Below are 21,952 nucleotides of genomic sequence, written 5' to 3'. Positions count from 1 at the left end.
AAGCTATTGTTCTCGGCTTAATCATATAATTCCATTCACCATGAAAAAAGTCTGGCTCAATTCTAATGGCATTAAATTCTTCGCGACTTACTTTAATTCCTGTTTCGTAAAAATTTTCGTCTAGGTGAGCAACTACATTCAATCCTTGTGTGGTAGTAGTATTGTTAATAAGATTAATCACGACTTGCAAGCTACTTAGGGGTCTGCCACGCCAGTTTTGGGTGATCTGGCAAAACAAGCGATGTTCAATTTTGTTCCATTTACTGGTACCGGGAGGGAAATGACACACATGAATAGTTCGATTAATCTCGTCAGCAAATTCTTGTAGTTCTAACTTCCATAGTCGGGAGCGATAACTATTACTACCACCACAGTCAGCTGTAATCATTATCTTTTGACTATCTGGATAAAGTTCTTCACCCATTGAGTACCACCAATGGCGAATCGACTCCACTGCAAAGCAGGCTGTGTCGTGGTCAATGCCAACATTCACCCATCCAGTATTCAAAGTTAAGTCATAAATTCCATAGGGAATTGCTTTACCCAATTTCGGGTCAGCAAAGTCGTGCATTCGTACTTCTATTGGTTGTCCATGAACACACCATTCATGACCAGAGTTCTTAAAATCCCCAATTAATTCTTTTTTCTTGGTATCAACAGAAATGACTGGTTGATTTTCAGATTGGAAATATCTAACTTGTTGAGCAATATGTAAAAACTGAGCATCTCGATCTGGGTGAGATGAGCGATCGCGAGTCTTACGATTTGATTGTAGGCTGTAACCAAGAGACTCCAGTAAATTATAAACACTTTTAGGGCTGATTCTGTGTCCCCCTTGATTCAATCCTGCTGCTAATTTAGCTACACTTTTTGAGGTCCATTTCAGAGGAGATTCTGGGTCTCCTAAAGTCGCGGGTTCAATCAGTAATTCCAAATCTGTTAACAGAGTTGGGTCTTTTTCCTCTAGTAGTTTACGGCCACCACCAAATTCACGAATTCGATCGCTGTAGTCCGATCTTGTTGTTCCATCTGATTTACAGAGATTATCTATACCAGCATGAATTGTTGTCCGCGAAAGTCCAGTTGCTTTGGCCACCAAGGTGAGACCTCCCCAACCCAGGCTTTGAGCTTCAATAGCTGCCCATATACGTCGTGTTTTTTCGTTTAAGTAAGGCCACAACAATTCATACTTGTCTTGAATAGTTTTGACTACAGAGTTATCAGACATATTACCCAACAATATTGGACTTTGGACAAAAAGAAAACAGTTAGCGTAATATTTACGCTAACTATATTAGAGAAATATTTCTCTGTCTCCAGTGAATTTAATCACTGAAAAATGGCAATAATTAAGAGTTGTCGCCCACTACTAAGAAACTTTTCGTTGTTTTTTGGATTTTTTTTTGCCTTTGATGATAACTTGATGACGAGTTCGTGGTGTTGTTTTATATCCTTTAATCCGTCCGGTAGAATAACCTCGACGTTTAGGAGATGTCGTCATTGTACCCAAAGTCGAAATTATTCGATAAAAATCTCTTTGAACTAAACTGGGAGTGATTTTAACTGATTTATTAGTCTTCAAATAATGTTCCCAAGGACGGGGTAAAACAATGGCTAAATTCCTAGCAGCCCATAAATTAACATAAGCAATTAATGTTAATTTGAACCAATTTTCTTCATGTTCAACATCAGGGGTTGAATAAGCTGTCATTAATAATCTTTGTTTACCAAATCGGAACAGATGTTCTATGTCATAACGTTGCCGATAAGATTCATAGCAATCAATCAAACTTAACTCTTGACGTCGAGAACCAATAACAATTAACCACATCGGTTTCCCAATCTGATTACCTACTTCATCAGTAATATTAATTTGTAGTAAAGTAAAAGGATAACGATTCATTTTATAGTTCTGAGTTCCTTTCATTAACATCTGGTTCCAACCCGAAATTGTTACTGTCAATTGACGACCTTTTCTAGTAGTAAAAATGGATTGACTAACCTCCGTAGGTTCATGCCAAGTATTCTCATCTTTCAGGTCAAATTTATCTCCATACCAACGGGGATGTCCTGAAGTAATTGCTTGGTGTTCTTTCCTGATAAATTGACGGTAAAAGACTCGATTGCTTCTCACTCGTGTCACGGTAATTAAGTTTTTATGCTTGACTTGTTCTCCAATAAAATTTCTTTGGCTGTAGAAACTGTCAGCAACTAAAACTGATAACTTCTCTCCAGAGAAAGAAGCAGTTTTAAAGATTTTTTCCAGTTGTTTATTACCAATGTTAGTAGCCTTTTCTGACGAGGGAACCCTTTCTCCTAATAAGGGAACAGCCCAAGGTACATTACCTGTTGCTATTCTCTCTGGTAAAGCGCATATAACTGAATAATAATGGCCAATACTAATGGGTTTATTTCCTTTAATTGGATTGGGATAATTGATAAAAGTTTTGTCGGCCAATGTAGCTGAAAAAGGACGTGGACAAGGAGTTGTATCAATTCCAAATAAATGAAAATGTCGGGAAACTGGAGTAGGAATTGTTTGAGACGCAGCCTCTAATAAGTAATTAACTTGTTGTGAGTAATTATCATCATTTTTATCAGGTAAAAATTCTTGAATTCCTTTATATAAACTGTTATAATTTCGTCGAAATAAAGGATGTTCAGACAATTCTACTACCGAACTTGCGATGGAGTTTGATGAAAGGGCATCTACTAATTCTATAATAGTTTCAATTCTTGCATTAACTCCATGATAAAGGTTTTGCCTCCAGGATAAGAACTCCTTGATTGATTGACTGTTTTCTTGATTTTCCATGGTTGTGAATAATACACCTCTGAATGTTAGTGTATATTTTACGCCAACATAAATCCTTTCTTAACTATTCAGTCTCATGTCTACACCGAAATCCAAGCAAACCACTCAACCTGCAGCCATTAGAGGGAAACAAATTCAGGGTTTAATCCGTCAGATGAAGCAGAAAATTAAGAAAATTGAACGAGAAGGAGAGGTGATTCCTCGTGAAGTTCATATCATCCGTTATCAAGTCAATAGAAATCAGAAACTTTACTATTATTATAAATTACAATCTGCTTCACCGATTTTTCCTATGGCTACTGATAGTCAGAAAAAAACTAAATATAAATATTTAGGCAAAGCGGGTAGTGAAGCTCATATTGATGCAGTTGAAAAAATGAGTCGAAGGAATCTTATTGATGAGTTGGAGAGAGTTGTTCATTCCCTTCAAGAAAGTTATTTAGATATTTGTTTTGGTGGAGAAATTGAACCAGACCCATCCTATGATCTTCGGGATGATAAATAATGTCAAAAACAAAGATAATTCCAGTATGAATTCGGTCTTTAAACCTTAATTTTGGTAGTTAGTGTAACTATTACGCTAACTACTTTTTTTTGTCCAAAGTCCAAAACAATAAACGTGATACTTTTATTATTTAGCTTTGGAGGTAATTTGTTCAAGTTATTTTTACACGGCTCCTTAGCTTTTTTTTACAAACAGTCTCTTATCACTACGGTTCCATACTCTATCTTTATAACATCGCCAGCATTCATTGCCCGCAAAATCAGGGCAAAACAGAATTGAGTGAATTTGTGGGAATAGCTTTAATGTATACTGCTGCTCTGCAATGCAGCTTTCCAGGGATTTGTGACCTGCTTCCACACCTCCCTGGTTCTTAATTCCCACGATTAAATATCCTCTTGAGGCATAATCGGCGATCGCCTCCAGGGCACCGGGTATGGATTGCTGGTCGGCAAAAGAAGTAATAAATTTACTTGCCGATTTTGGTTTTCTGACTGTGCCGTCTAAATCTAAAAATAGAATTTCCATGTCCTAAAAATGTCCTATCTACAATAATCCCAGTATTTGGGAACGCGACCTCAAAGCATTGCACCTTAAGTGGCAGCTTTAATCTGCAATCGCCTATGATAATCTCTAATTAGTCCACCTTATTTTCTGTTGGCATTCCCAATAGTAAGTCTCCCTCCTGGAATTGTCCTACTTCTTCATATTCGGGGTGATGTCCGTGTCGATATAAACTGTATTCATTCTGCCAATATTCAGCTTTTGCTTTGCTTTCCTCTAACCTATATTCAGAGATATCTAGACAATTCTGCAATTCTGCAATTTCATCCTTTAGTTTGACTTCACCTTGGGTTAACAATTTCTCAATAATATCAAAAACCCATACTTCAAAGTCAGGATTTAGCCATGCAGCCAGTTTGAGAGCTACCTTGCGGTGTATCCAGGTACCTTGCTCTTTTTGATTGTTACCGCCCTGAATTACCTGAACCAGCTCATCATCTGAATAATTATATTTTCTTTTTAGAGCTGAAAAATAATCTTTTGTTTGTTGTGTTCTGAAAAAATTATTCACCCGTTTATTATACTTTTTGCACATAGCTGTAGCATCCCACATTCCAGATTTATTTATTACGATTTTTTCGCCTTCAAACAAATTAATTATTTCACTCATTTTGTACTCTTTTAAAAACCGCTACGCTTTGAAGAGTTACGGTAAAAATATTGATATATATACGTCTCACTGTTACAGTTTTTGGCAATTATGACATATTATCCTTCAATAATATCCCTCTGAATTGTGTTTTTTTGTCTCATTAGACATGAAAAATAGAAATATTTTATATTATAAATTACCCGATTTTTTTTGATACTTACTAATAATTAATAGATTTTTATAACTCCATAAATCATTGATTTATATCAAAGCTATATATCAATCTATTTAAGGAACGCTAATTAGCGTTTCATAAATTTATATCAAAATTAGGTTAGAACAAATAGGTAGGTTGAAATTAAAAACTTACCTATTTATCCTAAAATTTTTACTAGAAAATACCCAGTACAAATTACTGAATTACTGAAATAATAGCTGGCATTAAAAAAGCTTGTAAGCTATAAAAACGCGGAACAACGCGAAGAGTCTTCGCGTTAGCGATCGCTGTCAAATAATTCAACAAATATGAATGATTCGCTCATCTTCTCTATCCATCTCCAACCTATCCTCCCAACGGCAGGAATATTGGCTGCTTCTGGTTAGCAGAATAATCCAGGATATGGGCTGCCCATATCCTTATTAAGTTTTTAAATTAAACTATTTTAGCCAAGATATGTTCTGGATAAGTATTCACCATTCCAAAACGAGGATCATTAATTTTTTCAGGTACTATCCCCATTCGCTTACAAAGTGCTGTAGCCTTCCGGCCTAACGCTGATGCCGTCTTCACAGAGTACGAGCCTAAGCCGTACTTCGTCGCATAACCGACAACGCTGTACCAGCAACCATGACTATTCCTAAACCGTTCTAGCTCACAAGAGTTGGCTTCAGCCAGCATTTCAACGCTTTCTACAACTTCTTGCTGTTCGGCTAGCTGCTGCTTTAGTATGATATTTTCCTGTTCAATAACTGATAAGCGTTGCTCGTGTTGCTTAAATGCGCTAACCATCGCCTGCAAAACATCCCCAGTTGTAGGGATTTTCTGTTCAATAGAGTATTGACCAGTTTTGCGGATAGATGGCAGGACTTCAGAGGTAATCCATTTTTTGAAAACCTTAGCTTGTTTCTTGCGAGATTTGAGAACTAAAGAATACATTCCGGATTCTGAAACTATTGACATTACTTGATTTCCACCAGGGGTATCCACTAATACCGACCCCCTTTCATCATCGTCTAATCGGCTAACAGCATCTATATGATTATTGATTCCCAAGACGTTGCACAAATCTTTGGCCACAAAACAAGGCTCATTGTCAATGATAACAATACGAACTTCTGACTCTTGGAAGTTGAAAACTGAGAGTTGAGTATTGTTGTTTTTCATAGTATAATAGGATTTAGGTGGCCAAATCTACCGATAACTTTGGCGAGTTAGTAGATTTGGCCTTTGTCATCTCTAGCGAAAGTATTGGAAACAATTCGCTAGATTTTTTTATAATAACATATTTATTCATTTGCGAACACCACGAAATAAAGAAAAAAAGGGTACAATGTACCTTGAAAAATGATGGTAAAACCATTACTAAATGATTACTAAGCAATAATTAACTATTAATAATTAAAAAATCAGGTTTAAAAGCCTCCCATTTTAAGGGGATAAAATCAAAATTTTTCCTTTTAGTCAATCCCATTCTTTTAAGAATGAGTAATTATTAATTGCTGAAGCATTCCACATACCATCCTCAGCTATAGTAATTTCTTGGTCTTCAAACACCTTGATTATTTCAGCCATTTTTACTCCTTAAAAATAAGATATGGGAATTCCCATATCCTGCAAACATTTGCACAGAGAGACACTGAAAATATGGGAATTAGTTGTCTGGGAATCTTTTTATTGAAAAATACCTCTATAAATAGGTATATTAATGTCAAACTTTATCCATATATTATAACTAATAATATCAAAAGTTAGATGATAAAAATGATTGATTTACAATTTTTCACTATGCCTTTCCGGTAGCAAATGCTATCGGAAAACTTGATAAACAAAGCATATTGGAAAACCAAAATACAGACATCATCAGGATTATAGCAATTCACAACTTACACAGGTTTATCAAAAATCTACTGCTGATTTACCTTTTCTACCTACGGTTGATGTAAGCTCCTAGACTTTTTCCGATAGCAAATGCTATCGGAAAACTTGACAAACAAAGGATATTAGAAAACAAAAATATAGACACTATCAAGAGTATAGCGGTTCACAAGTTACACAGGTTTAGATTATCAAAATCCACTGCTGAGTTGCCCTTTTTACCTACGGTTGAGGTAAGCTCCTAAATATTTTCCGATAGCATACTCTATCGGAAAATCTCATGGTAAGATTTTTTTATTGATACACATATATGCAACCCAGCTTCCGAGCTGTAAATCCAATAAAGATTTTGATATATAAAACTTTCACAAATTAATATCTTGTCTCATCTAAAATCTATCTGTAACAACCAAATTTGAACACAATCCAGGCAAAACTTTTAGCGTTAGCGCTCCAACCGCCCCGCCTCACCAACAACTTTTGTTTTCTGCATTAATTTAACTAGGGGCGTGTTGGGGAAAAGTTTTAGCGGAGCAGCCTGGATTGTGTGTTCGCCGACTATAGAGGTTCACTTCTACCTAGAATTTAGTTTTCAGGGGGTTTTGTTATTACAAATAAAGCGTATTGAACACCATTATTTGAGATAATAGCTCTATAGGTCTAAGAGTTTTTTTCCGTCCATGATTCCCCGACCAATTAGGTCAATTTCGATTTTGCAACTTGCAGAATCTAACTTTTTTTGAACTTGCTCAGAATATGGAATGGTTTTTGTTGTTCCTCCTGGTATCCAAATACTGCATTCAAATCTTATGTTTTTGTAATTAAGAATCAAATACCTATATCCTGTGTATTGTTTGATATCTCCAACGTTGCTTTTTAGTGGACAGTCTTTTAAGGGGTTGCTTCGCATATATTTATTGTGTTTAGGTTGTCTTTAGTAAAATTATTTTGCCTTTAATAATCGCCCATCTCTCTATTCTAATTATTGGTGCAGTTCTACTTCAGCTCTAGCATCAACCAAGTTATTTAGCATCTCTTGTTTTTTCCAATAAAACTGCTCTTAATCTGTCTAAATCGTCATTAGTAAAAAAGTAACTCTCAAATTTAGCCTTTTTCTTAAACCCTATCGCACTGTCAAAAATAACCCATGTATTTTTGGGAGTTTTTTTGATAGTACCCCAATACGGTTTACCTGTCGAATGACGTAGGTATCTATTGTGTGGATTAAAAGTATAGACACGATCACCATCCTGTAAATGTTTAATTAGTTCTGCTGTGATATCCATTAGTACCCGTTCTTAGAAACCTATGATTATATATTCATTGGAAAACTTGGTTTAGAGTGTCAACCACCTGGAATCTCTCAAAAACACTGAGCAATGACTTAAGGATAATCATCCAGAATGGTTATTTCATATTCACTCGACTGTTATATAATATCTAACTCCTGCTCCCATTTTTTCTTGAGCGATACAACTAAATCTCTCTTAAAATACAATCCTGTAGGACGGTATTCACAAACTGAATTTATAACATGAAAAAAGTATATTTATTACTCTGTTGTTTCATTAATAAATTGTTGCTATCCTCGGAAGCTTTATAGATAGCATCTATAAACTGTTTAAATGGTTTTTTGCGTAAATCAATGTCATACCTACCAGAACCTTCAATTAATTCCCAAGGTAGGTTCAAATAAGCATCTCCTAAAATAATGTACAATCTACATACTACTAAATCAATACTGGTTTCTATTAGCAAATCTTTGATGAAATTCATCAACTTTTTATCAAAAACTCGCCAAAAAGGTGCGGTTCTATTATCCTCTAAATATTTAGTTTCGTGAAACTGAATAGAATCTAGCTTAATAACTGCAGTGTATCTTTTACCTGTATACACTTTCTCTTGTAATTCTCTGTAAGTTAAGTTGGTCATTGTTTTATATTTGTAAGATTTGATATAGGTTGGACTTCGATGAGTGCGTCCAACCAGTAAAGTATGTAGTTACGAAATGTGTGTACGAAAATGGTAGTGATACTATTACAGTAACTATTTGGTTAATACTTCTTGAGTAACTTCCAAATCAAGTTTTCTGTGTCTGAAAGTACCTTAGACAATATTCCCACTGCTATCTGCCACTCTATGGGGGCACCATCACTACTGACTACACAACGGCGATCATAGTACCTTGTAGCAAGGTACGCGCACATGACGAGCAGATCATACGGTCGATAGGCTGTTTTGCAGAACTCAAAGTAATTACCCGAACTATCTGCTTCTGACCACTCATTGACTTCGTAAGTCCTGGGAATATGTAAGGTCTCATAGCTGCCGTCACAATTAGGTGCGATGCGTTTCTCTAACATTGCCCCTCCAAACCACTGTCCGTTCACAGGAGAAGTTGAAACTGCCACGGGCTTCTTCTTATCACTCGGCCAAACAATACCAAAATCACCTTCAGCAGTCCATACTCCAGGGGTCTGCTTCTCAGAACCATTGAAACAAATCCTCTCAGAGCTAAACTCTGGTTTTGTATCTGGTTCTCCATTGCCCCCAACAATATCTACGCCAAAGCTCCTTACGATCTTATAGCATTCTTCTACTGCCAAGGCAGTCTTATCAAAATTTTCCAGTTCTAAAGGTCTTTGAAGATAATGTGTGTATCCCATTTTTTGGCTCCTATATTAGAGTTGTTAGATTTCTACGACTGCTTCTAACCAGTCGGTTATGTAGGTTTGAAAAATTCGTCTTGGTATAGTGATGATTGCATCGGGTGTTAGTATTGATATATCCTCACCTACTCTCACTGCTGCCTCTATGTATTCTGGGTAAACTATTCTGCCCAGTTCCATAGAAGCAGCGATAGACTTCCAGTCCGCTTACGCGATCGCTACCTCTATGCTCGTCATGGCGAGTACCTAGAATTCGTCGTAGTCATCGGGAGATGCGGATGCTTCAAACTCTTCTACTTCCTGCCAGATTTGCTCTGGTGTTTTTGCAGGAGTAGACCAGTCGTAGCAACCTAAGTCTTCTTCATACAGAGGGAGTTTATATGCTGTAGTTTCTGCCTCAGTGCAAGTGCAAATGTTGTAGGGAGGCTGGCTGTAATCTGTATACAACCAAGCTTCGTCTGTACCTGCATATAGCCAGTTGTTGTTGGGAGAAGTAGAAGGAACTGTAGAAGTAATTGTAGCTGTAGTAGTAGTTGTGGGGATTTGTTGTGCTAACATATAGTATCTCCTAGTTTAGGGGCGGGACATCACTTCAACTTTGGTCGGTCTGAGTGGTGTCCCTTTTGGTTTTTATAGAGGCTTTTCTTTTCCTCTATACTTAAATTATATCCCAGTCAACTAGGATTCACTACTGATTTTAGATGATATTACTATGGGTTAACTCAAGTAGCGATAAGTATCACTTATATATCCCAGTCAACCAGGATATCCTGCACATATAATAGGAGAATATAATATAGAGGAAAATAATATTTTGTATGCCCAATCGTAATCCTAAACCTAAAGACTCAGCCTTTCATAAAAATAAACGCATAGCTCAAACCAACAGACCCCTGAAACCTCTTGCAAAAAAGGCGATCAGTGTAAAATTAGAGGTAGACATAGATACATACTTGCGATCGCTTCCCGTAAAAGAAAGAACAATTCTCATTAGGGAAGCAATAACCAGTGCAGTAGTAGAGCATATGAAGAGAAAAAGGATACCTACTGATGAGACAGCAAACAATTTACCAGAAGATATTTAATCTACCTCTGTAGAAGTAAGTATGTAGGATTTGTAGCGTTCGCCACGTATCTGGAGCAAAAATAGCGGTAGCGGTAGTATCTCGCCAGACGATAAAGATGCGAAGCAACAAAAAAATATCAATAGTCTGTGCGAGTTACTAATTTTTGCTTTGTGGGGGAGTCTGAGGGGGTCCCACCGCGCCCCTTCAGATAAATAAAAGCGAAGCAACCGAAACTTTTGCACTCGCATCATTCGCCGACTACTGTAGCTACCAAAAGCCGAAAGACTACGGAATCTTACCAAAACGATTGGTTCCGACGACAGGAGGAAACGAAGCCTTAGATGAACTTGCGAACGGCGGCAATTCCTTGACGCAACCCTTACTAAGACTTAATTTATATGAGATGAGGAGGTACGACGAACTCATATAAATTTAGTCGCAGTTGGGTTAGTGAGCTTAGTTCATCTTGGCTAGTTTTGGTTAGATGGAGTTCTTGAGGTGTTGGTTGCGGTGTTCGGTTTAAACAAAAAATAAAAAAACTTATCTGACTGAGGATCCGTGGGATGCGGTGCGGTTAGGGGATGCAGTGCATCAGTCGGGGGAAGCGATCGCTGTGGCTTGTACTTCTACGGGAGCTAGGGGCGTTCCTCCTGTAGAACAACTTCAGGCCATTCCTGGTAAGGAAGTAGTGATTTTTTACGACAGATTTGACGAGCATGATGAGGGACAAAAGGGTGCAAAAAAAATGGCTAAGGCACTGCAAGATATTGGTAAAAAAGCTACTGTTGCAGAAGTCCCCCATGCTGGAGAGGTAAAGAAAGGTTGGGATATAAGTGATGCTTTCAATGCTGGATTTGACCTAAAAGATATTCAGCAAGCTGAAACGGAAGCAAAACATCAAGATATTTGGGCATCTGAAGTAGCTGGTGTGGTAACTGGTGTGATGAACTACTCCAAAACTGCTCACCTTGAAGGCTCTAAAAATACGGCTCATTGGGATAAGAGCGATCGTCGTCTTACAGTACACGATAATAGCACCGAAAAGAAAATCCTTGATGTTGTTTGGGAACAAGAAAAGTGGAAAAATGTTGATAGCCACTTGAGTAAATCTGATGTGGATTACTTTTTAAAGGAAGTCCAGCCTATACTACTTGAAAAAACTAAGGCTGGACTTGAGAGATGATTTAGTACAATTTATAGAGAAGATAGGACTAAAGTCCAACTACAAGTTTAACATTCGTTCCATAAACAATATAACTATGAAATTTATCAGTCCGAAAACCGACTTTGCCTTTAAAAAAATCTTCGGTTCAAACCGCAGTAAACAAATATTAATTAGTTTTCTCAATGCCATAGTTTATGACAATCATCATACTATACAATCTCTGGAAATAATTGACCCCTATAATCCAGGAGTTACTCAAACTCTTAAGGATACTTATCTTGATGTTAGAGCTGTATTAGATAATGGCTCTACAGTCATAATTGAGATGCAAGTATTGAACGTTGAAGCATTTGAAAAAAGAGTAATTTATAATCTAGCTAAAGCTTATGGCAATCAGTTAGATACTGGGGAAGGATATCGAACTTTAAAACCCTTTATTGCTTTGACTATTACAGATTTTGTGCTATTTAAAGAAGCCAAAAAAATGATTAACAAATTTAGATTCAAGGAGGAGAAAGATTCATTTTACTACCGAGACGAGTTAAAACTAATATTTTTAGAATTACCCAAATTTAACAAAGAATTATCAGAGTTAGAAACTGAGAGTGATAAATGGATTTATTTCCTTAAATCTGCTCCTAACTTAGAAGTAATTCCTGATTCTCTTGGAGAAGTAGCAGAAATTGAAGCTGCGTTAAATATTGCTAATCGAGCTAATCTAAGTAATGAAGAATTAGAGGAGTTACATAAACAAGAAGTATTTATTGGGGATAGGAAAGGTGAGATTAGTTTGGCGAAACAGGAGGCTAAAGAAGAAGGTCGAGAAGAAGGAAAAATTGAGGAAGCAGTTAAACAAATATTACGTCTAATTCGGCGAATATTAGGAGAAATTTCTCCAGAATTTGAGAGTCAAATCCAACAATTATCTTTGGCCAAATTAGATATTTTAGGGGAGGAAATTTTTGACATGAAAACTATTGTAGATGTAGAAATTTGGTTAGATAGTCAAAGAGAAAGAGAGGAGTAAATAATCAACAATTAATAATTAATAATTAATAATTAATAATTAATAATTACCTCTTCTTATAGGGGTATCGGTAGCAAATTCACAGAAAACCACGCGCTTTTTTAAAGAAGTCCAACCTATACTACTTAAAAGAACTACGGCTAGACTTGAGAGGTAATTGAGCAGGATTTGTAGCGATCGCCATCAACAAAAACAATTAACTACTGCTGTTAGTCTAACTGTAATCAATTGCTTGCTGCTACATTTCAGCAAACCCTACATAAGAACCTAAATTCTTATCCCGCAGAATTTGTCCCATTTTGTCGTACTCTCGACGTATGGCTCGAATTAAGTGGACCATCTCAATTACTTGACTATCATCTGCTGCTAAAAATGCTGCTGTCAGGGCGATATTGCGTATATTAGCTCCAGTAATCTCAAAATTTTGTGCTAGAAACTCTAAATCTAGATCGGGACTACAAGGTGCATTTTTGGGAAAAATCTTTTGCCAAATTAGGTGACGATGGTTGGCATCTGGTAAGGAAAACTCAATAATATATCGGAGTCTTCTTTCAAAGGCTTTGTCCATATTATTACGAAAATTTGTAGTTAATATGGTAATGCCTTCATACTCTTCCATTTTTTGTAATAAATAGCTGACTTCAATATTAGCGTAGCGATCGCGAGCATCTTGTATTTCTGTACGTTTACCAAACAAGGCATCAGCTTCATCAAATAAGAGAATGGCATTTGAATTGGTTGCTGCGGTAAATATTCGGTTGAGATTTTTTTCTGTTTCGCCAATGTATTTACTAACTATTTGCGATAAATCTATTTTGTATAAATCTAGTTGTAAATGATTGGCAATTACTTCTGCTGCCATAGTTTTTCCTGTACCGGGAGTGCCAGAAAACAGAACATTTAAACCTTTTCCTAATGATAATTTAGTAGTAAAACCCCATTTATTATATACTAAATTTTGATATTCTGCTTCTTTACAAATATTTTGTAGTTGTGTTAGTTGCTTGGGCTGTAATACTATATCATCCCAAGTATATTTTGGTTCAATTTTACGGGCTAGATTTATTAAATCGTAACCTGATTGATGGCGTGCTGCACTACATAAGTCAATAAATGAGGGTTGGGATTTTTCTGTGGAAGTATTGTTTAAAGATTCATTTTTAGTTTCAGATATTTGTTGCCAACGTGTGGTATTATAGGCAGTAGCTACTGCATTAGCTATTTGGTCTGGGGTGAGACGAAAGCGATCGCTTAATATTTCTAATTCTTTCTCTTCAATACTAATTTCTAATTTGTTTAAATAATTTTGCCAATATTCTCGACGTTGACTGGATTCAGGAATTGTAAAAGTAATGGTAATTAAACCTTTTGCACCTGTGGTTGTGGGTAGCCATTTTTTTATTCCAGAAAAGATAGTAATACCTCTTTTTTTTCAATTTTTCTCATAAAAGATTGATAGGGAATTTGATTTTCTGGGAGGTAGAGAATATCGAAATTTTCCCAATATAATAATCGCTGAAAAAACCATGCTTCTCGCCATATTAATTCTAGGTTTTGTTGGAAGTTGGATTTATCTTCTAATAATTTGGCTAAATCAGCTATTAATAAAGGAATTTCTAAAGTTTGAGCAAGAAATTGAGCTGTGTTGCATTTACCTGGGCGATCGCTTCCTTGAAAATAAAGCAGAAGTGGTTGTTGTTTCTGCCAATCTTCTTTAACTAAGGTTTGTAGTTTGGCTTGGATATCGGGATTGAGATATAAGATATCGGCAGATATATTTGTTTCTTTTAATTGACAATAAGAAATAAGTCGAGAATCTAATCCTGGTTGATTTAATAGTAATCTGACAACTTGTGGATTAATAATCAGATGTTGAGAAAGGAAAGTTGATTCTGAGGATAGATAGAGTAAACCATTAGAAATTAGAGGTGCATTGGTAGTAAAATGTTGACGTCGTGAGAGTTTTTCCAGAATATTAGAACAGTATAGATTTAAGACTAAATCTACCGTAGGTTTTTTGTGACTTGTTTCATCTTGAATATAAGCATAAAATCTTTCATATTCTCTATCTATTTCCGGTGCCAGGGTGACTGTTAAAATATCTAAGTCAAAAGGAGATAATTCAAAAGTATTTTGTAACCAATAAATCAGAGAAATTGCAGAAATTTGACTAGAGGTTTTATCATCTGCTATCTCCATTTTTTGAAACCATGTTATGCCATATTTTTGTTCAGTTTGACAGTGTTTTTGGAGAGAGGAAATAAATTGAGTGATACGTCGATCTAAATTTTGAATAAGAGGTAATAACCCATTAATATCTGGGGTGATTTGTGTTTTTGAAGTGATGGATTTATTAAATATTTTTGTTTTTGTATTCTGAGTTTGTAAATTGGCTTTTAATGGTTCTACCATAGGTTTTATCTCAGGTAATTGTAGAATGGATATCTTAGAATTTTATCGTAAAATTAATATTATTCAGTCTTTTTTCGTAGTAGACTGACACACCTAAAAATGTAGGTTGGGTTGAACGGAGTGTTAGCGGAGCTTCCCGAAGGGAAACCCCACACAACCTTACTGTTTCATCTAAAATAGTGCATTAAGAAGTACGGTAGGGACTAAGCATCCTTAGTCCGTACGAGACCGACCCCTAACCGAACCCACCCCCAGCCCCACACTTCCCACACTTCCCACACTTCCCACCCGGACCACACTTCCTTGACGCACTACCGATTGTTGTTGGGTTTCGTACCTCAACCCAACCTACATCTAATATTATTTGTTCAGCTTTTGGAGAAAAAATTATTCCTACACAAGCACAACTCTTACAATGTTATATTCTATCTTGTTGGGTAACAAGATTTTATTTACCAATTAACTTGAAACGCTCAAAAGCAGAGAAACCAGGTTTATATCATATTAAATCCCGATAATGACGATTGTTCAACCAAATTTTATATCAGTGGCGATCGCATGATAATCGCCACATATCGGACTAAAAATTATGGTTGATTTTGGGAGTCTTTACGAAATCTAGCTGTAAACTCAGGATATTTTTCCAAATCCTCAACTGAATCTACTGGGGGCATCTCAATCCAGTTTCCTTCTTGGTGTAACCTATCTATATAAGCATAAAATGCCTCTGGATCGTCTCTATGAGCTAACATATAACTTTGCAATTCTTTTTGACTCATTGCTTGAAAGTTGGGTTGATTCATTCAATGTATCTCCAATTTCCGTTAGGATATATTTCTATGATGTTATCTTCACCTGCAAGGAAAAAAATATTTCCTGTGCGTTCATCTAAACGAACAATATTAATAGGTAAGTAGAGTCTGGTAAACCAGCAACATAGTACATAACATCTAGTCTTTTGTTCTGATGTAGGTATAATTAGACTCCTTAAATTTATCTGAATCTGCATATTTTAACATAGCGATCGCGCACCTCAGCTATAATTTTAAATTCACTGTAGGACATGGGCAACATATTAGTAGTGTGTTTTTTTTCTAATTCTACCATAGCTTTAGTCCTTTAATTTAGCGACTAGAGATGTCTTTGACATCCTCCCGACGCTCCCCTACGGGAGAGCGCGGGATTCCCATCCATCAGAACAACCGAAGTTGAATTGACTCAGGGCGGGTAGACGACTCATTGCCATCAACTACCTTTTTACGGGTAGAATTACGTCGGATCCTCGTCTTGTTTAACGTCTCGGACTGCCCGCCCGCGACGACAGCCTCCTGCGGAGGAGCTACGCTAACAAAAAGTGATAGTTGTATAGGTGTTTCTAATGCTTCAGTTTGAATTACTTCAACCTTGGTTTTCGGTTGCACAACTCCTAAAATATTGATAGCAGCATTCACATCTCTGTCATGTTTTGCCCCACATTTGAGACACGTCCATTCACGGACATTCAATTCTTTTTTGCCTCCACGGAAACCACAACAACTGCATTTTTGACTTGTCGGCTCCCATCTATTTATTACCCTAAACTCACGACCATATTTCTCACCCGATCGCCTCTGTTAAAGTACGGAATTGTCGCCATCCTAAATCACTAATTGCCTTAGCTAACTTGCGATTACGTTTGCGTTTGCGTAGCATCCCGTAGGGAAGCATTCCGTAGGAAATCATGCCAGAAACATTCAAGTCTTCTAATACAATTGTGTCATATTTTCTAACTAAATTAGTAGACAACTTGTGTAGAAAATCTGTACGTTTGCGCAGCATTCCGTAGGAAATATCCTTGATTTTGGCGTGTAGCCTAGCTATTTTTAGCCTGCGTCTTTCACGACGTTTACTACCTAGTTCAGTTTTAGCAAACTTTCTTTGAAATTTAGCTAACTTTTTCAAGTTCTTTTTAAGAGGTTTGGGAGCTAATATTTTCCCTCCATTGCTCAATGTAGCAAATGTCGAAATACCTAAATCTATCCCGATTGAATTATCAGTTATAGGCAAAGATTCATGGTTAATTTCTACGACAAAACTAGCAATGCTAGGGCGATTAGCTGAATCTCTAATAATTGTTAGAGATGTAGGCTTACTAGCTAATGGCCTTGACCAAACTATTTTTATCTTACCTACTTTGGGTAGATAGATTTTATCTTGATTAATCTGGTAATTAGCACCAACAAATCTGGCAGTTTGCTTTGACTTTCTACTCTTGAATTTAGGTGGTTTTACCTTAATTCCTTTTCGTTGACCTTTGCAACTATTGAAAAAATTTTTGTAAGCTTGGTCTAAATCTTTTAATGATTGTTGTAATGGAGTTGAAGCAACTTCTTTCAACCAAAGTAATTCTCTTTTAGCTTGTGTTATGAATTGTTTAGTTAAATCAGTATATGAAGGCTTTATAATACCATTAATATACAACTGATTACAATGTGCTAAACTTTGGTTCCAAACATACCGACAACAACCAAATAATTGATTTAATTTAGTTATTTGGACACGATTAGGGTAGATACGATATTTATATCTAGCTTTCAATTTTATCGACCTGTTACTAATATTAGTTGCTATATTATAGCATGGGTTGGTATTCATCCCGACGCTAAAGGTGCGAGAGAGCGCGGGTCTTCTACCAACATTTAGATAAATTACTGAGATATGCTTAAATAGAATAGTAGTTAATTTTAGCAAAGAACGTATATGTTGACCATAAATCAATTAGATTTATTCTTGGAACTGGTTTATATTCCTGGGGGTAGTTTTCAAATGGGTTCAGAAAAGGATAACAGAGAAAAGCCGATACATAAGGTCAATATCCAGCCTTTCTACATGAGCAAATATCTCATTACTCAACGTCAATATCAGGAAATTATGGAAATAAATCCTTCTAATTTTAAGGAACAAAACCTCCCTGTGGAAAAAGTAAGTTGGAACGATGCGACAGAATTTTGTGAAAAGCTATCCGAAATAACGGAGGGAACTTACAGTTTGCCTAGTGAGAGTCAGTGGGAATATGCTTGTCGTGCAGGAACAACAACACCTTATTATTTTGGCGAAAGTATAACGACTGAATTAGCTAACTATAATGGCAGTGATGATAGACCCCCAGGAGAAAATCGAACAAAAACAACAGAGGTGGGAATTTTTCCTCCCAATGCTTTTGGTTTATACGATATGCACGGCAATGTTTATGAATGGTGTGAGGATATTTGGCATGATGATTATAATGAAGCGCCTGATGATGGTAGTGCTTGGCTGGAAGGAGGATATAACAATAATAGGGTGTTTCGTGGAGGCAGTTGGGGCAGCATTGCCGGTCTTTGTCGGAGCGCCTATCGGGATTGGGACAATGCGGACGACCACATCAACATTAGGGGTTTTCGTATTGTCTATGTGCCTAGTGTGTAGTCTCCTGCTTTCTGCCCCTAAGATTCTTCCCCTTTGTTCTTTTCCCCTTTTCCCCTTTGCCCTTTTTCCTCTTTCCTCTCCTTTCCCCACTAAAGCGGGTCGATTTTTTTTTGAGATTTAGGAAATAGACCCACCTCTAACCCTTCTGCCTTCTGCCTCCTGCCTTACCTTAATTACATGAATGAACTATCAATTATTCAAAAAACCTACGATTTAATTATTTGGTATGTACCAATTATTAACAGACTACCCAAAACTCACAAATACACAATCGGAGATAGACCCACCCCTAACCCCTCCCAGGAGGGGATTAATGGCTTATACGATTTTTTAGAATCCCTAATTACTGCCAAATATGCCTCAGAAAAACTCAAATTACTAGAATCTCTCAATCCCAAACTAGACATCATTCGTTATCAAACCAGAATTCTCTTAGATTTCCAATTAATCAACAACAAACGCTATGAATATGTCAGCCAACTAATCAGCGATATAGGCAAAGAATTAGGTGGCTGGGTTAAACAACAAAAAAACCAGAAAAATCCCCAAAGTATTAACAGTGAAAAGACACAAAAACCTATTTCCTCAAATAGCCAGGTTTGAAAATCTCCTCCTAGCAGCCAAAAAATCCCAGAAAGGAAAAAAATATAGAGACAACGTTCTGAAATTTTACTACAACTTAGAGCCAGAACTACTAAAACTAAAAACACAGCTAGAAACCAAAACTTATCAGCCAGGAGAATATAGAACCTTCAAAATTATCGACCGCAAAACCAGAATGATTTCTGCTGCCCCCTACCGGGACAGAATTATCCATCATGCCCTATGTAATATTATTGTTCCCATCTTTGAAAAAACATTTATCCATGATTCCTATGCCAATAGAATCAATTTTGGCACCCATAAAGCTCTGCGTCGTTTTACTCACATCTTGCACCTGACAAGACAAAGTTCCAAACCGTGTTTATAAAACCAAGGATTTAGTAACTTTAATTTTTTGATAAGGGAAAGGAGTAAAATCTGAGGTAAGAGCAAAACTAAGGCTTTTTCGGCTGAATCATACCAATCTAAATCATCAAAATAACCATTATGTAAATAAATCCAATAAGCTAATAAATAAGAGACGAGAGAAAGAATTAACCAACGATAAACCCCTAATAAAGTTTTTTGTCCAAAACGATGGAGACTAAATTGATGTTTGGCCGTTTTAAAGAAACCTTCAATCTGCCATCTACGTTTTCCCCAACGGACGATAGTTTTTCCCTTCATAGGTTTAGTTGAAATAACAAATCGCTTAACTCTTTTTCCATCTCGTTTTAGCCAAACCCATGATAAGAAGACAGGAAAATTTAAGCCGTTTAGATAAACTTGTTGTCCACGAGTTTTTAGTTCAGACACTTTACGTCCATCAGTTAATTTTCTGGTATTAGGGATGCCAAGAATTCCATGATGATTAAAAGAACTGTCACGGAGTTTTTCAATGAATTTAATTGTCCCAAAGGCTGTATCTCCTAAAACATAAATTGGGAAAGATTTTGTCAAAATAGAAGGCAATGTATTCAGTAATTTTAAAGCCAGTTGAGAAGGTGATGAGGTTCCTTTGCCTCTATATACACGAAAACTCCAAGGAAATCGCCAATTACCTATAACTAAGTAAAGAACAACGATGTGTAAACCTTTTTATGATTATAAACTCTAACTAATTCTTTTAGATGAACAAACTTCCCTACTTTTTCAAGAGTTGTTAAATCTAGAATAACTTGTAAAATGAGTTTTCGTCCTTTTATTCTTTCAGATAAAACTAAGTTGAGAATGAAAGAACGAACAGTGCGTATCAGAGAACGAGTTGACCAATTATAATGATTTAAGAAGCGACTAATAGCACTTTCTGATTTGGTTTGACAATGATGAGGAACAGCATTTCCTTGACTATGTAGAAACAAGCCTAAAACAGATTCTAGAGTTTCTTTTGATAAATTGTGGGCATTAATTCTTTTAAAGAGCAGAGTAATTCGTCAACTTGGGATAAAATGGGGTGAGGCAACATAGTTCTCTGTTTAAAATAGAGAACTATAATAACATATTCCATAATCAAAAAGCTCAAAAAATGGCTAAAATCAACAGTAATCTAGAAATAGCAGAGCGAGCAGACCGTATTAGAGAAGCTATAGCTGCTTTAAAACGTGAAAAATCAGAAATTGAAGCTTCAGGATGGGTTGCTCCTGCTGATTGTTATGTAGCACGGTATCAAGCCAAAGGGCAAAAATATCATTATTGGTATTATCAACTCAAAGGGTCTAGATCTGTTTTCCCAAAAAGTAATAAAAAAGGGGAATTTTCGCGTTTTAAACATTTAGGAAAAGCAGGAAGTCAAGCACATATAGATGGAGTGAATGCTGTGATTAGAAGAGGTAAAATTGAGCAATTAACTTCAGCTATCGAAGCACTTTATGAAAGTTGGTTAGATTTATATCCCGATGAAGAAAAAGCAGGTCATCGGGTAGAGTAAGATTAATTTACCCTCTGGTTTTTATTACTTCTTCATTATAGTTCTCTATTGAGAAGAGATAACTAACTCCCACCTCCGATCAGATAAGTATTTCAGTTATTGTTCTTCATATCAACTTTTGTTGGTGCAAGATGTGAGTTTTACAGAATTTTCCCGTTCCAGTCGCTATATTTTACAGTGCGACATAGCAAAATATTTCCCTAGTATCGACCATCAAATACTCAAAGAAATTATTCGTCGGAAAATCAAATGTCAAGACACCCTATGGTTAATCGACAAAATTATTGATGGGAGTAACGAACAAATCCCAGTATTAAATTATTTTCCAGGAGATGATTTACTCACACCAATAAACCGCAGAAGAGGTTTACCTCTAGGAAATTTAACCAGTCAATTTTTTGGCAATTTATACTTAAATAACTTTGACCATTTTATCAAAGAAGAACTAAAGTTAAAAAAATATCTGCGCTATGTTGATGACTTTAGCTTATTCTCAGACGACAGAGAATTATTAATCGCAGCCAGACAAAAAATCGAAACATATTTAGCCAACCTCCGCCTCAAGATTCATCCCATTAAAAGTCAATTATTTTCCACAAAAAAAGGTGCTAACTTTGTCGGTTTTCGAGTTTTGCCAGACCGCATTAGAATACGTTCCGAAAATTTAAGATTGGCTAGAAAAAAATTAAGACAATTACAAACAGACTACCAATTAGGAAAAATAGAATCTACTCAAATCCAAAAATCTCTGCAAAGTTGGTTTGCCCATTTAGCCCACGGCAATACCTGGCATTTAAAACAAAAAATATTACAGCAGTTTTCATTTCAGTAGACCACAGTAGAGACGTTGCATGCAACGTCCCTAGAAGGTTTTGGTTATGGCGATGTAGTTCATCAATTTAAAAAGCGCTGTAAATTCATTCAAATTTGTGATAGAATAATTTCTGGGACTGACAATCCCGGCTTCGTGGAGGCAGTTGGAACAACAATGCCAGGAATTGTCGGAGCGCCAATCGGAATAGGAACAATGCGGACAACCACAACAACAATAGGGGTTTTCGTATTGTCTATGTGCCTAGTGTGTAGTC

Annotated in this window: 27 protein-coding genes; 9 read left to right on the top strand and 18 right to left on the bottom strand. The window is 36.4% G+C overall.

The window, feature by feature from the left end:
- Together SAGCYANO_RS07800 and SAGCYANO_RS07795 are read right to left on the bottom strand one after the other, a co-directional pair.
- The coding region (locus SAGCYANO_RS07800; RefSeq protein ID WP_202218595.1) for an ISAzo13 family transposase at positions 1-1,228 on the bottom strand (1,228 nt) is incomplete at its 3' end.
- Positions 1,229-1,369: 141 nt separating this feature from the next.
- On the bottom strand, positions 1,370-2,815 hold the full coding sequence (locus tag SAGCYANO_RS07795; protein ID WP_202218496.1) for an NF041680 family putative transposase: 1,446 nt from the start codon (positions 2,813-2,815) through the stop codon (positions 1,370-1,372).
- A 76-nt stretch (positions 2,816-2,891) separates the two neighbouring features.
- On the opposite strand from SAGCYANO_RS07795, the gene SAGCYANO_RS07790 reads away from it, so the two are divergent.
- Positions 2,892-3,320: a hypothetical protein gene (locus tag SAGCYANO_RS07790; protein ID WP_202219552.1), complete on the top strand. Its 429-nt coding sequence runs from the start codon at positions 2,892-2,894 to the stop codon at positions 3,318-3,320.
- Positions 3,321-3,494: 174 nt separating this feature from the next.
- On the opposite strand, the gene SAGCYANO_RS07785 is transcribed toward SAGCYANO_RS07790, so the two are convergent.
- The 8 genes from SAGCYANO_RS07785 to SAGCYANO_RS07750 form a co-directional block, all read right to left on the bottom strand.
- The gene (locus tag SAGCYANO_RS07785; protein ID WP_202219551.1) at positions 3,495-3,845 is read right to left on the bottom strand and encodes a hypothetical protein; all 351 of its coding nucleotides are present in this window, start codon (positions 3,843-3,845) and stop codon (positions 3,495-3,497) included.
- 109 nt (positions 3,846-3,954) lie between these two features.
- On the bottom strand, positions 3,955-4,491 hold the full coding sequence (locus SAGCYANO_RS07780) for a KilA-N domain-containing protein (protein WP_202219550.1): 537 nt from the start codon (positions 4,489-4,491) through the stop codon (positions 3,955-3,957).
- 634 nt (positions 4,492-5,125) lie between these two features.
- On the bottom strand, positions 5,126-5,857 hold the full coding sequence (locus SAGCYANO_RS07775; RefSeq protein WP_202219549.1) for a Bro-N domain-containing protein: 732 nt from the start codon (positions 5,855-5,857) through the stop codon (positions 5,126-5,128).
- Positions 5,858-7,590: 1,733 nt separating this feature from the next.
- A complete protein-coding gene (locus SAGCYANO_RS07770) occupies positions 7,591-7,854 on the bottom strand; it encodes a hypothetical protein (RefSeq protein ID WP_202219548.1) in 264 nt (87 codons plus the stop codon).
- A gap of 241 nt (positions 7,855-8,095) precedes the next feature.
- On the bottom strand, positions 8,096-8,500 hold the full coding sequence (locus SAGCYANO_RS07765) for a hypothetical protein (RefSeq protein WP_202219547.1): 405 nt from the start codon (positions 8,498-8,500) through the stop codon (positions 8,096-8,098).
- A gap of 122 nt (positions 8,501-8,622) precedes the next feature.
- Positions 8,623-9,234 (bottom strand): hypothetical protein, encoded by a 612-nt coding sequence (locus SAGCYANO_RS07760; RefSeq protein WP_202219546.1) that lies wholly within the window; start codon positions 9,232-9,234, stop codon positions 8,623-8,625.
- A gap of 24 nt (positions 9,235-9,258) precedes the next feature.
- Positions 9,259-9,417, bottom strand: coding sequence for a hypothetical protein (locus SAGCYANO_RS07755; protein ID WP_202219545.1), 159 nt, complete (start codon positions 9,415-9,417; stop codon positions 9,259-9,261).
- A 66-nt stretch (positions 9,418-9,483) separates the two neighbouring features.
- Positions 9,484-9,795 (bottom strand): hypothetical protein, encoded by a 312-nt coding sequence (locus tag SAGCYANO_RS07750; RefSeq protein WP_202219544.1) that lies wholly within the window; start codon positions 9,793-9,795, stop codon positions 9,484-9,486.
- Between the two features lie 260 nt (positions 9,796-10,055).
- On the opposite strand from SAGCYANO_RS07750, the gene SAGCYANO_RS07745 reads away from it, so the two are divergent.
- The 3 genes from SAGCYANO_RS07745 (at position 10,056) to SAGCYANO_RS07735 (ending at position 12,496) form a co-directional block, all read left to right on the top strand.
- Positions 10,056-10,322 carry a hypothetical protein gene (locus tag SAGCYANO_RS07745; protein WP_202219543.1) on the top strand — a complete coding sequence of 89 codons (267 nt, stop codon included), beginning with the start codon at positions 10,056-10,058 and terminating at the stop codon, positions 10,320-10,322.
- 550 nt (positions 10,323-10,872) lie between these two features.
- The gene (locus SAGCYANO_RS07740; RefSeq protein ID WP_202219542.1) at positions 10,873-11,487 is read left to right on the top strand and encodes a hypothetical protein; all 615 of its coding nucleotides are present in this window, start codon (positions 10,873-10,875) and stop codon (positions 11,485-11,487) included.
- Between the two features lie 76 nt (positions 11,488-11,563).
- Positions 11,564-12,496, top strand: coding sequence for an Rpn family recombination-promoting nuclease/putative transposase (locus tag SAGCYANO_RS07735; protein WP_202219541.1), 933 nt, complete (start codon positions 11,564-11,566; stop codon positions 12,494-12,496).
- A 238-nt stretch (positions 12,497-12,734) separates the two neighbouring features.
- Here SAGCYANO_RS07735 and SAGCYANO_RS07730 read toward each other — a convergent pair whose 3' ends face one another.
- Positions 12,735-13,391 carry an ATP-binding protein gene (locus SAGCYANO_RS07730; RefSeq protein WP_375339897.1) on the bottom strand — a complete coding sequence of 219 codons (657 nt, stop codon included), beginning with the start codon at positions 13,389-13,391 and terminating at the stop codon, positions 12,735-12,737.
- 503 nt (positions 13,392-13,894) lie between these two features.
- The gene (locus tag SAGCYANO_RS07725) at positions 13,895-14,908 is read right to left on the bottom strand and encodes a hypothetical protein (protein WP_202219539.1); all 1,014 of its coding nucleotides are present in this window, start codon (positions 14,906-14,908) and stop codon (positions 13,895-13,897) included.
- 317 nt (positions 14,909-15,225) lie between these two features.
- Between SAGCYANO_RS07725 and SAGCYANO_RS50090 the strand changes: the two genes are divergently transcribed.
- Positions 15,226-15,426, top strand: coding sequence for a hypothetical protein (locus SAGCYANO_RS50090; protein WP_375339896.1), 201 nt, complete (start codon positions 15,226-15,228; stop codon positions 15,424-15,426).
- Positions 15,427-15,495: 69 nt separating this feature from the next.
- Here the strand turns inward: SAGCYANO_RS50090 and SAGCYANO_RS07720 are convergent, their stop codons facing one another.
- The 4 genes from SAGCYANO_RS07720 to SAGCYANO_RS07710 form a co-directional block, all read right to left on the bottom strand.
- Positions 15,496-15,711: a DUF6887 family protein gene (locus SAGCYANO_RS07720; protein WP_202219538.1), complete on the bottom strand. Its 216-nt coding sequence runs from the start codon at positions 15,709-15,711 to the stop codon at positions 15,496-15,498.
- Entirely contained in the window at positions 15,708-15,917 is a 210-nt protein-coding gene (locus SAGCYANO_RS50085; RefSeq protein WP_202219558.1) for a DUF6888 family protein, read from the bottom strand. The genes SAGCYANO_RS07720 and SAGCYANO_RS50085 overlap by 4 nt, the downstream gene beginning before the upstream one ends.
- 184 nt (positions 15,918-16,101) lie before the next feature.
- A complete protein-coding gene (locus SAGCYANO_RS44340; protein WP_237395946.1) occupies positions 16,102-16,479 on the bottom strand; it encodes a transposase in 378 nt (125 codons plus the stop codon).
- Positions 16,480-16,504: 25 nt separating this feature from the next.
- Positions 16,505-17,485, bottom strand: coding sequence for a transposase (locus SAGCYANO_RS07710; protein ID WP_237395940.1), 981 nt, complete (start codon positions 17,483-17,485; stop codon positions 16,505-16,507).
- Between the two features lie 162 nt (positions 17,486-17,647).
- On the opposite strand from SAGCYANO_RS07710, the gene SAGCYANO_RS07705 reads away from it, so the two are divergent.
- Together SAGCYANO_RS07705 and avd are read left to right on the top strand one after the other, a co-directional pair.
- Complete coding sequence (locus tag SAGCYANO_RS07705; RefSeq protein ID WP_202219537.1) at positions 17,648-18,355, top strand: formylglycine-generating enzyme family protein; 708 nt, start codon at positions 17,648-17,650, stop codon at positions 18,353-18,355.
- A 177-nt stretch (positions 18,356-18,532) separates the two neighbouring features.
- Positions 18,533-18,958, top strand: a complete 426-nt coding sequence (gene avd / locus SAGCYANO_RS07700) for a diversity-generating retroelement protein Avd (RefSeq protein WP_202219536.1) — start codon at positions 18,533-18,535, stop codon at positions 18,956-18,958.
- A gap of 321 nt (positions 18,959-19,279) precedes the next feature.
- Here avd and SAGCYANO_RS07690 read toward each other — a convergent pair whose 3' ends face one another.
- Together SAGCYANO_RS07690 and SAGCYANO_RS07685 are read right to left on the bottom strand one after the other, a co-directional pair.
- The gene (locus tag SAGCYANO_RS07690) at positions 19,280-20,002 is read right to left on the bottom strand and encodes a transposase (protein WP_375339895.1); all 723 of its coding nucleotides are present in this window, start codon (positions 20,000-20,002) and stop codon (positions 19,280-19,282) included.
- Positions 20,003-20,004: 2 nt separating this feature from the next.
- Positions 20,005-20,298 carry a hypothetical protein gene (locus tag SAGCYANO_RS07685; protein ID WP_202219534.1) on the bottom strand — a complete coding sequence of 98 codons (294 nt, stop codon included), beginning with the start codon at positions 20,296-20,298 and terminating at the stop codon, positions 20,005-20,007.
- Positions 20,299-20,462: 164 nt separating this feature from the next.
- On the opposite strand from SAGCYANO_RS07685, the gene SAGCYANO_RS07680 reads away from it, so the two are divergent.
- Together SAGCYANO_RS07680 and SAGCYANO_RS07675 are read left to right on the top strand one after the other, a co-directional pair.
- Positions 20,463-20,864: a hypothetical protein gene (locus SAGCYANO_RS07680; RefSeq protein WP_202218494.1), complete on the top strand. Its 402-nt coding sequence runs from the start codon at positions 20,463-20,465 to the stop codon at positions 20,862-20,864.
- A 133-nt stretch (positions 20,865-20,997) separates the two neighbouring features.
- A complete protein-coding gene (locus tag SAGCYANO_RS07675) occupies positions 20,998-21,696 on the top strand; it encodes an RNA-directed DNA polymerase (protein WP_237395937.1) in 699 nt (232 codons plus the stop codon).
- Positions 21,697-21,952 lie beyond the last annotated feature (256 nt).

This window comes from Okeania sp. KiyG1 (assembly GCF_014132355.1).
Taxonomy (GTDB): domain Bacteria; phylum Cyanobacteriota; class Cyanobacteriia; order Cyanobacteriales; family Microcoleaceae; genus Okeania.
This window is presented reverse-complemented; position numbering and strand designations above follow the sequence as displayed.

Bases quoted from the DNA above. Each gene is read 5' to 3' on its own strand.
- SAGCYANO_RS07680 (WP_202218494.1), top strand. From the start codon at position 20,463: ATGGCTAAAATCAACAGTAATCTAGAAATAGCAGAGCGAGCAGACCGT.
- SAGCYANO_RS07775 (WP_202219549.1), bottom strand. From the start codon at position 5,857: ATGAAAAACAACAATACTCAACTCTCAGTTTTCAACTTCCAAGAGTCA.
- SAGCYANO_RS07765 (WP_202219547.1), bottom strand. From the start codon at position 8,500: ATGACCAACTTAACTTACAGAGAATTACAAGAGAAAGTGTATACAGGT.
- SAGCYANO_RS07790 (WP_202219552.1), top strand. From the start codon at position 2,892: ATGTCTACACCGAAATCCAAGCAAACCACTCAACCTGCAGCCATTAGA.
- SAGCYANO_RS07735 (WP_202219541.1), top strand. From the start codon at position 11,564: ATGAAATTTATCAGTCCGAAAACCGACTTTGCCTTTAAAAAAATCTTC.
- SAGCYANO_RS07745 (WP_202219543.1), top strand. From the start codon at position 10,056: ATGCCCAATCGTAATCCTAAACCTAAAGACTCAGCCTTTCATAAAAAT.
- SAGCYANO_RS07795 (WP_202218496.1), bottom strand. From the start codon at position 2,815: ATGGAAAATCAAGAAAACAGTCAATCAATCAAGGAGTTCTTATCCTGG.
- SAGCYANO_RS07760 (WP_202219546.1), bottom strand. From the start codon at position 9,234: ATGGGATACACACATTATCTTCAAAGACCTTTAGAACTGGAAAATTTT.
- SAGCYANO_RS07785 (WP_202219551.1), bottom strand. From the start codon at position 3,845: ATGGAAATTCTATTTTTAGATTTAGACGGCACAGTCAGAAAACCAAAA.
- SAGCYANO_RS07720 (WP_202219538.1), bottom strand. From the start codon at position 15,711: ATGAATCAACCCAACTTTCAAGCAATGAGTCAAAAAGAATTGCAAAGT.
- SAGCYANO_RS07725 (WP_202219539.1), bottom strand. From the start codon at position 14,908: ATGGTAGAACCATTAAAAGCCAATTTACAAACTCAGAATACAAAAACA.
- avd (WP_202219536.1), top strand. From the start codon at position 18,533: ATGAATGAACTATCAATTATTCAAAAAACCTACGATTTAATTATTTGG.
- SAGCYANO_RS50085 (WP_202219558.1), bottom strand. From the start codon at position 15,917: ATGCAGATTCAGATAAATTTAAGGAGTCTAATTATACCTACATCAGAA.
- SAGCYANO_RS07705 (WP_202219537.1), top strand. From the start codon at position 17,648: ATGTTGACCATAAATCAATTAGATTTATTCTTGGAACTGGTTTATATT.
- SAGCYANO_RS07780 (WP_202219550.1), bottom strand. From the start codon at position 4,491: ATGAGTGAAATAATTAATTTGTTTGAAGGCGAAAAAATCGTAATAAAT.
- SAGCYANO_RS07770 (WP_202219548.1), bottom strand. From the start codon at position 7,854: ATGGATATCACAGCAGAACTAATTAAACATTTACAGGATGGTGATCGT.
- SAGCYANO_RS07750 (WP_202219544.1), bottom strand. From the start codon at position 9,795: ATGTTAGCACAACAAATCCCCACAACTACTACTACAGCTACAATTACT.
- SAGCYANO_RS07755 (WP_202219545.1), bottom strand. From the start codon at position 9,417: ATGGAACTGGGCAGAATAGTTTACCCAGAATACATAGAGGCAGCAGTG.